8 protein-coding genes are annotated in these 9,584 nt (G+C 72.3%); 2 read left to right on the forward strand and 6 right to left on the reverse strand.

Going from position 1 to position 9,584, the window contains the following annotated elements; all coding sequences use genetic code 11:
- Positions 1-142: 142 nt before the first annotated feature.
- The 5 genes from TSO352_RS01380 to TSO352_RS01400 form a co-directional block, all read right to left on the reverse strand.
- Positions 143-1,147, reverse strand: coding sequence for a glycosyltransferase family 2 protein (locus TSO352_RS01380; protein ID WP_109105616.1), 1,005 nt, complete (start codon positions 1,145-1,147; stop codon positions 143-145).
- A gap of 122 nt (positions 1,148-1,269) precedes the next feature.
- Positions 1,270-2,217 (reverse strand): lysylphosphatidylglycerol synthase transmembrane domain-containing protein, encoded by a 948-nt coding sequence (locus TSO352_RS01385; RefSeq protein ID WP_247871831.1) that lies wholly within the window; start codon positions 2,215-2,217, stop codon positions 1,270-1,272.
- A 51-nt stretch (positions 2,218-2,268) separates the two neighbouring features.
- Positions 2,269-3,033, reverse strand: coding sequence for a class I SAM-dependent methyltransferase (locus TSO352_RS01390; protein ID WP_109105618.1), 765 nt, complete (start codon positions 3,031-3,033; stop codon positions 2,269-2,271).
- The gene (locus tag TSO352_RS01395) at positions 3,030-3,902 is read right to left on the reverse strand and encodes a class I SAM-dependent methyltransferase (RefSeq protein ID WP_109105619.1); all 873 of its coding nucleotides are present in this window, start codon (positions 3,900-3,902) and stop codon (positions 3,030-3,032) included. Before TSO352_RS01395 ends, TSO352_RS01390 begins: the two co-directional genes overlap by 4 nt.
- A 127-nt stretch (positions 3,903-4,029) precedes the next feature.
- Positions 4,030-5,217, reverse strand: a complete 1,188-nt coding sequence (locus tag TSO352_RS01400; RefSeq protein WP_109105620.1) for a glycosyltransferase family 4 protein — start codon at positions 5,215-5,217, stop codon at positions 4,030-4,032.
- 143 nt (positions 5,218-5,360) lie between these two features.
- On the opposite strand from TSO352_RS01400, the gene TSO352_RS01405 reads away from it, so the two are divergent.
- A complete protein-coding gene (locus tag TSO352_RS01405) occupies positions 5,361-6,551 on the forward strand; it encodes a glycosyltransferase family 9 protein (protein WP_146210690.1) in 1,191 nt (396 codons plus the stop codon).
- 40 nt (positions 6,552-6,591) lie between these two features.
- Here the strand turns inward: TSO352_RS01405 and TSO352_RS01410 are convergent, their stop codons facing one another.
- Positions 6,592-8,214, reverse strand: a complete 1,623-nt coding sequence (locus TSO352_RS01410) for a tetratricopeptide repeat protein (RefSeq protein ID WP_146210691.1) — start codon at positions 8,212-8,214, stop codon at positions 6,592-6,594.
- A gap of 266 nt (positions 8,215-8,480) precedes the next feature.
- On the opposite strand from TSO352_RS01410, the gene TSO352_RS01415 reads away from it, so the two are divergent.
- A partial coding sequence (locus TSO352_RS01415; protein ID WP_109105623.1) for a tetratricopeptide repeat protein occupies positions 8,481-9,584 on the forward strand: 1,104 nt, incomplete at its 3' end.

The raw sequence follows: 9,584 nt of genomic DNA on the forward strand, positions 1-9,584 counted from the left end.
TTTGACGTCTGACCCTGGTATCGGCCGCGACGGCGGCCGCGCGGGCTCATGCCCGCGAAGCCAAGGCCCGCGGACGCGGGCCGCCCGGCGTCTGCGGGGCCGGAAAGTGCCGACCACAGGTCGGAACTTTCCGGTACTGGTATCAGTCCCGCGGCGGCTCGTCGAAGTTCAGCATGGTCTTGATCGAATAGTGGCTCTTGCCCTGGCTCTCGAAATAGATGCGGACCAGCAGCTCGGCCAGCAGACCCATCAGGATGCACATCACCCCGGTGACCAGCCCCATCGTCACCAGGAGCGGCAGCGGCGTCATGATGAAGGAGATGCCGTCGACCAGCTTGAGGTAGACCGCGTAGAGCCCGCCCAGGAAGGCCAGCCCCATGAACATCAGCCCGGCGAAGCCGAAGATGTAGATCGGCTTGGTCTCGTACTGGGTCAGGAACTTCACGACGACGAGGTCGAGCACGACCTTCAGCACCCGCTCCAGCCCGTATTTCGACTGGCCGTGGCGGCGCGGGTGGTGGCGCACCGGCATCTCGGTCAGCTTCGCCCCCTGCCAGCGGGCGTAGATCGGCACGAAGCGGTGCATCTCGCCGTAGAGCCGGTAGCCCTGCAGCATCTGGCGCCGGTAGGCCTTCAGCGTGCAGCCATAGTCGTTCAGCTTCACGCCGGAGATGGTGGAGATCAGCTTGTTGGCCATCTTGCTGGGCAGGGTGCGCAGCAGGAAGCCGTCCTGGCGGTCGGCGCGCCAGCCCGACACCACGTCGTAGCCCTCGTCCAGCTTGTCCAGCAGCCCGCCGATGTCCTGCGGGTCGTTCTGCAGGTCGCCGTCCATCGGCACGATGACGTCGCCGCGGGCGTGGTCGATGCCGGCCATCATCGCCGCGGTCTGGCCGACGTTGCGGCGGAAATTGATGACGCGGATGCGGGGATCGGAGGCGACGCGCTGCAACTCCGCCTCGGTCCCGTCGGTGGAGCCGTCGTTGACGAAGATGACCTCGAAGCTGCGCCCCAGCCCGTCCAGCGCCGGGATCAGCCGGCCGCACAGCGGGGCGATGTTGTCCTCCTCGTTGTAGACCGGGATCAGGACGGAGACGGAAACCGTGCCCATGTCCGTGGTGGCGGATCCGGGGGAGAACAGGAGGGTCATCGAGCAGGTCCGAGGGTGCGGGTCATGTGGGGTGAAACGCCCGGCCATGGTATGGCCGGTGGCTCCGGCGAGCGCAACGGCTAATTGGTTTGCGATACCGGGTGGGGGATGGGGCCGCCCTGTCAGGCCGGCCGGCGCTCGCGCAGCACCGTCAGGTCGACGACGGCGCCCAGCAGCGCCACCAGCACCTGGAAGGCCAGGATGCCGAAGCCCAGCGCCAGCGACTGCGCCTGCGGCACGCCGACCAGCTCCAGCAGGCCGACCAGCGACGCCTCGCGCAGGCCGATGCCGGCGACGGTGACCGGCATCAGCACGATCACCGACATCAGCCCGATCACCGCGCACCACACCGAAAAGGGCTGGTCGATGCCGACCGCCAGCCCCAGCGCCTGGCTGCCGGCGACCGCCGCGACCTGGACCGCGATCCCGCCGGCGATCGACAGCGCCGCCCGCCCCGGCCGCCGCGCCTGGGCGTGCCAGGCGTCGAGAAAACGGCGCAGCGGCCCCAGCAGCCACGCCTCGCGCTTTGGTCCGGCGCGAAAGCCCAGCACGGTCAGCAGCGCGCCGCGCGCCGGCGCCCAGGCCAGCAGCCCGGTCACCGCGACCAGCCCGGCCAGCACCAGCCCGACCGCCGCCAGCAGCCCGTCGCCGAAGCGCGCCGACTGCACCGCCAGCCCGCCGCCGGTCAGCAGCAGCAGCCCGCCGATCCCCGTCACCTTGTCGAAGGCGACCGCCGAGACGATGCGCCCGCCGTCGGCCTTGCCCCGCCCCTCGTCGCGGCTGAGGCGATAGGCCTTCACCGCCTCCCCCGCCAGCTGGCCCGGCAGCACCAGCGCGTAGAGCTGCGCCACCAGCGCGTAGGCGAGCAGCCGCCCCACCCGCTGGTCCGGCAGCAGCACCCGCAGCTTGAGCGCGTTCAGCGCGTGCATCAGGAAGAACAGCAGGGCGGCGAGCGCCAGCAGCCCCGGCGACGCCACCGCCAGCACCCGCCCGACCTCCGCCACATCGACCCGCCACAGCAGCAGGCCGACCAGCAGCGCGCTGACCAGGGCCTTCAGGCGATAGCCCACTTTAATGATGCCTTTTCATGAGATCATGATGTGACGTGAGGAAAGGCTACCTCACGACCCCGGCCGGCGGGCCAGGACGTAGATGTAGTCGCCGTTGGACCAGGAGTTCAGGCGGAACAGGTGGAACAGCGCCTCGGCGATCAGGCGGCGGCCGGGGCCGTAATGCCCTTCGGTGCCCTGGCCGCTGGCGGCGCCCAGCACGTTGCGGTAGAGCGGCGAGAAGAAGGGGAAGCCCCACTCCACCACCCGCTCGATCTCCAGCCCGACCGACTGGATCTTGGCCTGCAGCTCGCCGCGGGCGTAGTTGCGGTGGTGGCCGACGGTGCGTTCGAAGTCGCGCATCCGCCCCTGCAGGGTGGAGACCAGCAGGTAGCGGTCGGTCATGGCGGCGAGGTTGCGCAGCGCCGCGACGTCGTCCTCGATGTGCTCGACCACGTCGGTGCAGACCACCAGGTCGTAACGGCGGTCGAGATGGCCGGCGGCGACGTCGAGCAGCGCGAACTCCGCCTGCGGGGCGCGGCGGCGGGCGACGTCGATCGCCTTGGCGGCGAAATCGACGCCGGCGTAGCGCGCCTGCGGCTTCAGCGGCATCAGCGTGGCGAGCAGCGAGCCCTGGCCGCAGCCGACGTCGAGCAGGCTGTCATAGTCCAGCCCGCTCACCATCTCGGTGACGATGCGGCGCAGGTGGCGGCCGGTCGGGCCGAACTTGCGCATGTCGTTCCAGCGGTTCTCCCAGCTGTCGTCGTAATCGACGCCGCCGGGATGGTCCGCGGCGGCCGCGGGGTGTTGGGCGGTCTTGACGGCGTCGTCGCTCATGCGGGCCTCCGGCGCAGGATGAATTCGTTGCAGCCCGTCGGCACGCGCGGCGGGCGGACCTCCAGCAGGTCGAAGCCCTGCGCGTCCATCCGCGCCCGCACCTCGTCCACGCCGGCGTATTCGTAGGGGTAGCCGCCGAGCCAGTCGGTCACGTCGACCCAGAACTCCATGCCGCGCTCCTTGCGCAGCGGGTTGGAGCCGGTGACGGCCCAGGTCGCCAGGAACATCAGCGAGCCCAGGAGCCAGTCCCACACCTTGCGCAGGACGCCGGGCGACAGGTTGTAGACGATCTTGATCAGGGTCCACAGCGGCGAGGTCCAGTGCCGGTTGTAGAGCGCCAGCACGAAAATGCCCCCCGGCTCCACCAGCTGTCCCACCGTCTCGATCGCCGGCCACATCGATCCGGTGTGGTGCAGCGAGCCCCAGGCATAGACCACGTCGAAGCGGCCGAGCGAGCCGACGAACCCGGCGTCCAGCGCCGAGCCGCGGCGGAAGTCGATGCGGTCCGCCAGCTCCGGCGCGAAGCGGCCGAGGTTGCGGCGCGCCACCTCCACCCCCGTCGGGTTGACGTCGAAGCCGAGGCCCTGGGCGATGCCGAGCTTGCCGGCGGCGATGGTGAACAGGCCGGAGCCGGAGCCGACGTCGCAGAAGCGCGCGCCCTTCAGCCGGTCGGTGCCGACCAGCCCGGCGAGGCTGTCGACGGCGGCGGCCAGCCGCGGCTCGTCCAGCACCGTGCGCGAGTAATGGTCCCAGTTCTCGCCGAAATCGAAGGCCAGGGCAGAGGTGCCGCCCCCGCTTTCCGCCGTCTTTGCCGGTTCCACCACGCTGTCCGATCCCTTGCTGTCCGACCCGATCCGCCGCGCCGCCATACGCTCCCGAAAGCCGCCGGATGTCAACAACCCCTCAAAGCGGGGGCCGCGAGAGCATACCCTTGGAGGGGCGGAGATCCTGCCAGACCCGTCCAGAACGCCCCGAAGATCGACGGTCCCCCGCGCCTCAATCTCCTTGCGCCGACGGAACCCGCCCCGCCGCGCTGCGGCCGGCGAGCGCCAGGTCGCGGTAGGCGGCGGCGACGGCGCGCCAGGAGAAGTGGTCCACCACCCGGCGCCGGCCGCCCGCGCCCAGCCGGCGGCGCAGGGGCGCGTCGCCGGCCAGCCGGGCGATGGTGGCGGCGAGCGCCGGCACGTCGTCGGTGTCCAGCATCAGACCGGTTTCGCCGTCCACCACCAGGTCGCGGTTGCCGGCGATGCGGGTCGCCACCACGGGCAGGCCGGCGGCCATCGCCTCCAGCACCACATTGGGCATGCCCTCGTCGCGCGACGGGAAGACGAAGGCGTCGGCGGCGCGGTAGGTCGCCGGCAGGTCATCGCGCCCGAGCCAGCCGAGGAACCGGACGCGCTCCGACAGGCCGAGCCGCTGCGCCTGCGCCTCCAGCTCCGGCCGGGCTGGGCCGTCGCCGACGATGCGCAGCGTCACGCCGGCCAGCCCGGCGGGCGGCAGGGAGGCCAACGCCTCGAACAGCACGTCCAGCCCCTTCTGCCGCACCACCCGACCGACGAACAGCAGGGAGAGGCCGTCGGCCGGGTCGGCCGCACCGTCCCTTGGCGTGAAGCGCTGGGTGTCGACGCCGTTGGGGATGATGGCGACCGGTTGATCCGGCGCGAAGCGGCGGGCCAGATCGGCCAGCCCCTCGCTGTTGGCGACCACGGCCGACGCCCGGCGCCACAACCAGCCGATCACCGGCCCGGCCAGCCGGTGGTAGAGCGAGAGGCCGTCATACTGGAAGCCCGGCACGTCGCCGCCGCGCAGGCTGACGACGTAAGGCGCGCCGAACAGCGCCTTGACCACCCAGGCCGCCGGGCCGCAGGGCAGGCCGAAATAGGCGATGGTGGCGTCCGCGCGCCAGCGGGCGGCGATCCACGGCGCCATCACCAGCGAACTGGCGAGGAAAGCCAGCATCTCCACCACCGAACTGCGGTCGCGGCGGCGGCGCAGGGTGGGGATGCGGCGGATCTCCACCCCATCGGCCCGGCGCTCCACCCGCGGCAGCCCGGCGAAGGCGGAGGTCAGCACCAGCACCTCGACCCCCAGCGCCGCCAGCTCGCGCGCGGTGTTGTCGGTGGCGTTGGCGGCCCCGCCGCCCAGCGGCGGGAACTCGTAATTGATCAGCAGAAGCCGCGCCATGCCACCCGCTCTTCCCCCTTTTCGACGAGCGCCATTGATGCGGGCGCCGGCGCAGCGATGCAAGCCCCACCGCTCTTGACAAGCGGAAGCCGCAAGCCGCCAATCCCGTCCTCGTTGTCCTCCTTCCTGCCGCCATGCCACCGATGCCCACCTCTTCGGACGCTTCCCAGGTCGCCTTGGCCGTGTTGGCCCAGGCGCAGGCCCTCTACACCGCGGGCGACGCCGACGGGATGCTGCCGCTCGCCGCAAGGATCCCGGCGGACGGGCGCTTGCCGGGCGGCATCACCCTGTCGCCCGCCTTCATGACGGCGGTGGCCGGGATGCTGCACAACCTGTCCTTCGCCTGCCGCGATGCCGGACGGTACGACACGGCGCTCGCCTGCTCCGGCGAGGCCTGCCGATTGCAGCCGACCAACGGCACCTTCCGCCTCCACCGCATGTATCTCCTGCTCGGCCGCCGGGCCTACCGCGAGGCCTGGGACCGCGCCGACTGGCAGCGAACCCTGCGCGACGCCCATCCGGCGCTGTGGGACGGGGTCAGCCGGGTCGACGGGCTGCTGGTCAACAACAGCAACGGGCTGGGTGACTTCATCCAGTTCCTGCGCTTCATTCCCGAGGCGGCGCGCCGCGCCGGCCGCATCTATGTCGAAACCCCGCCCGGCACCCTGGCCCTGTTCCGCCAGACCCCGTTGCCCGACGGCGTCACGCTGATCGACAGCCGGAACGGCATCGCCTTCGAGGCCACCTGCGAAATGGTCTGCCTGCCCTTCGCCATGGGGCTGGGCGCGGAGGACGTCGCCGTTCCCGGCGCTTATCTGCAGCCGCCGGCCGAGCGCACCGGCCCGTGGCGCGATGTGGTCGCCGCCCATGGCGACGGCGTTCCGGTCGGGCTGGTCTGGGCCGGCTGGGGAGAGGACAATCCGCGTTCGCTGCCCTTCGCCGCGTTGCGCCCGCTGCTGGAGATCCCGGGGCTGCGCGTCTTCGGCCTGCAGAACCACAAGGACAAGACGGCGCTCTATGGCCAAGCACTGCCCGACCATTTCAGCGATCTCGGCGTCTACGACACGCGGAATATGGCCGCCATCATGCGCGCCATGCGGTTGGTCATCGCCCCCGATTGCGGGCTGGCGCATCTGGCGGCGGCGCTGGGGGTGGAAACCTGGTTGTGCCTCGCACGCGTCGGCGACTGGCGCTGGGGTGAAGACGGCGCGCGCGGCGACTGGTACCCGAACGTCCGCATGTTCCGTCAAAACCAAACCGGCGACCGCGGGACCGATCCCTGGGCGCCGGTGATCGCCGGCATCGCCGAACGGTTGCGTTCGCTCACCGCCTGACGGCGCGAACGCTCCGCTCCGCCGAAGGAGCCCAGCGGCGTCAGCCCACCAACGCCCGCAGGCGGTCGGCGACGCGGGCGACGACGCTGTCCCAGTTACCGGGATTGGGCTGCACGAACAGGCGCAGGCTGGGGTACCAGGGGCTGTCCTCCCGCCCGTCGAGCCATCGCCAGCAGCCGTTGAAGCGCGACAGCACCCAGACCGGCTTGCCCAGGGTTCCGGCCAGATGGGCCACCGCGGTGTCCACCGTGATGACGAGATCAAGGCCATCGATCAGGGCGGCGGTGTCGGCGAAGTCGTGCAGCGCCGCCGCCGGGTCGTGCAGGACCATGCCAACCGGCGGATCGGCCGCCTGGGCCGCCCCCGCCCCCTTCTGGAGGCTGATGAAGCGGACGCGCCCCGCGGCAGCGGATCCAAGCGCGCCCAGCGGCGCCAACCGGACGAGCGGCAGGCTGCGCACGGCGTCCATCGCGTGAGCGTCGGGGTCCTGCGGACGGGGATCGCCGGCCCAGGCCAAGCCGACCCGCAGGCACCCCGCCGGGGCCGGCAGGCCGTCCAGCCACCCCCGCCACGCCGCGGCGCGTTCCGGATCGACGGCCAGCCGCGGGACCGGCGGGATGCTGTCCAGCGTGGTGGCGAACAGCCGCGGCAGATCCATGATGGCGGCGCGGCAATCGACCGGCGGCACCCCCTCCCTTTGAATCTCTCCTTGCGCCACCACCGCCTCGACCCCGTCCATCCCGCGCAGCAGCGCCACCAGCCCCGGCTGCACCTCCAGCACCACGCGCCCGCCGCGCGCGGCGACCAGCGGGGCGTAGCGGACGCATTGCAGGGTGTCGCCGTTCCCCTCGACCGCGTGCAGCAGGATGCGCCGCCCCTCCAGCGGCTCGCCGGCCCAGGGCGGGACGCCGGGGAACCGCTCCGCCCCCGCCTCAGCCCACAGGGTCCAGCCGCCGGGCAGGTCGCCCAGCCGCAGCCGGGTCAGCGCCCGGTTCAGCCGTGCCCGGCCGTCGCCGGGGTCGAGCCGCAAGGCGCGCTCGTAGCCGGACAGCGCCTCTCCATGCCGGCCGAGCGTGGCGAGGGCGACCGCCAGATTGTAATGGTGCCCCGCCCCACCGGGCTGGAGCGCCGCCGCCCGCCGCTGCAACGTCACCGCCATCGCGGCCCGCCCGGCGGCTTGGGCCAGCATGCCGCGGTTGCCGAACGCCTCCGCCAGCTCCGGCGCCAGGAGATGGGCGCGGCGGAACAGGATCTCGGCCCCGACACTGTCGCCGCCCGCCAGCCGGGCGCTGCCCAGCGCGAAAGCGCGGGAGGCGTCCGCGGGGTTCAGCGCGCCGGCCCGAGCGAAGGCCCGCTCCGCCCCGGCCGGGTCGCCGGCGGCCAGCCGCAGCGCCCCCAGCTCGTGCCGCAGCCCCGCATCGTCGGGCAGCGCCGCGGCCACTCCGGACAGCAGCCCGATGGCGGCGGCGGGGTCGCCGGCGCGCCACCGCTCCCCGGCCCGCGCCATCAGGTCGTGCCGCAGGCGGAACAGGTTGCGGGCCGGCGGCTCCAGCCCCGGACAGGCGTCCAGCAGCGCCCGGTACAGCCGCGCCGCCTCGGCCAGCCGGCCGGCCATGTGGTGCCCGACCGCCTGGCCGAACAGCTCGGATGGGGAGAGGGCCATGGGAGGGGTCCGTCGCGCGATCAGCCGTCGCGCATTCCTAGCGCACCGGCCCGGCGCTTGGCGATGGCCGACTGGTGATGGCCATCCTGGCGATGCTCTCTTGGCGGTGGCGGGTTCTTGGCCCGTGCCGCTTCTTGGCAGCGTCCGGCCATCTCTGCTACTGATCCGGGCGTTCCTTCCCTGCCGGCCACCACACCCTTCACCCTGATCCCCCTTCACCCTGATCCCCATGCCGGGATCCTTGATACCGGGGCGCCGCGGACCTCATGACCATCGAGCAAGCCTTCACGACGGCGGTCCAGTTCCAGCAAAGCGGCCGTGCCGACGAGGCCTGCCGGCTGTATCAGCGGATCATCGACCAGGACCGCGCCTTTGCCCCCGCCGTCAACAATCTGGGGCTGCTGTACGCCGACCAGGGCCGAACCGCCGAGGCGGTGGCCCTGTTCCGACGGACGCTGACGCTGGTCCCGGCCTCGCTCAACGCCTGGAACAACCTGGGCTCGCTGCTGTACCGGCTCGGCCGGCGGGCCGAGGCGGCGGCGGCCTACCACGCCTCGGCGCGACTCAAGCCCGACCAGCCGGCCATCCTCAACGAGCTGGGCCTCCTGCTGGAAGGGTTGAAGCGCCCGGACGAGGCGGAGGAGGTCTTCGGCCGCGCCGTCGCCCTGGCCCCGGACGAGGCGGAATACGCCAACAACCACGGCGCCCTGCTGCGCATGGCCCACCGGCTGGACGCGGCGGCGGCCCGCTTCCGCCGCGCCATCGCGCTGAATCCGCAGCACACCGGGGCCTACAGCAATCTCGGCTCGACGGTGAAGGACCAGGGCGCCTTCTGGGAAGCGCTGCTGTCCTTCCGGCGCGCCTGCACGCTGGATCCGGGGTTCGCCGGTGCCCATTGGAACGAGTCCCTGGTCCGGCTGCTGATCGGCGACTTCGTCGAGGGATGGCGGCGCTACGAATGGCGCTGGAGGCACGGCCGCCTGCCGTCGCCGCAACGCCGCTTCATCCAGCCGCGCTGGGACGGGTCGGCGCTGCGGGGGCGCCGCCTGCTGGTCTATTGGGAGCAGGGCTTCGGCGACGTGCTGCAATTCGTGCGCTACCTGCCGCTGCTGGCGCAGGAGGCGGGGGAGCCGGACCGCATCCTTCTGGAATGCCAGCACCCCCTGGCCCCGGTGCTGCGCAGCCTGCCCGGCGTGACGGTGGTGGAGACCGGCGGGCCGCTGCCCGATTTCGACGTGCAGATCCCGGTGATGAGCCTGCCGCTGCTGTTCGGCACCCGGCTGGAGACGGTGCCGTCGCGCGTGCCCTATCTGGCGGCGGAGCCGGCGCTGGTGGAACGCTGGGCGGAACGGCTGAAGCCGGCGGCGGGG

Origin of the sequence: Azospirillum sp. TSO35-2, from assembly GCF_003116095.1 — a bacterium.
Lineage (GTDB): Bacteria > Pseudomonadota > Alphaproteobacteria > Azospirillales > Azospirillaceae > Azospirillum.

Coding starts and splice junctions, on each gene's coding strand:
- TSO352_RS01380 (WP_109105616.1), bottom strand. CDS start 1,147: ATGACCCTCCTGTTCTCCCCCGGATCCGCCACCACGGACATGGGCACG.
- TSO352_RS01390 (WP_109105618.1), bottom strand. CDS start 3,033: ATGAGCGACGACGCCGTCAAGACCGCCCAACACCCCGCGGCCGCCGCG.
- TSO352_RS01395 (WP_109105619.1), bottom strand. CDS start 3,902: ATGGCGGCGCGGCGGATCGGGTCGGACAGCAAGGGATCGGACAGCGTG.
- TSO352_RS01400 (WP_109105620.1), bottom strand. CDS start 5,217: ATGGCGCGGCTTCTGCTGATCAATTACGAGTTCCCGCCGCTGGGCGGC.
- TSO352_RS01405 (WP_146210690.1), top strand. CDS start 5,361: ATGCCCACCTCTTCGGACGCTTCCCAGGTCGCCTTGGCCGTGTTGGCC.
- TSO352_RS01410 (WP_146210691.1), bottom strand. CDS start 8,214: ATGGCCCTCTCCCCATCCGAGCTGTTCGGCCAGGCGGTCGGGCACCAC.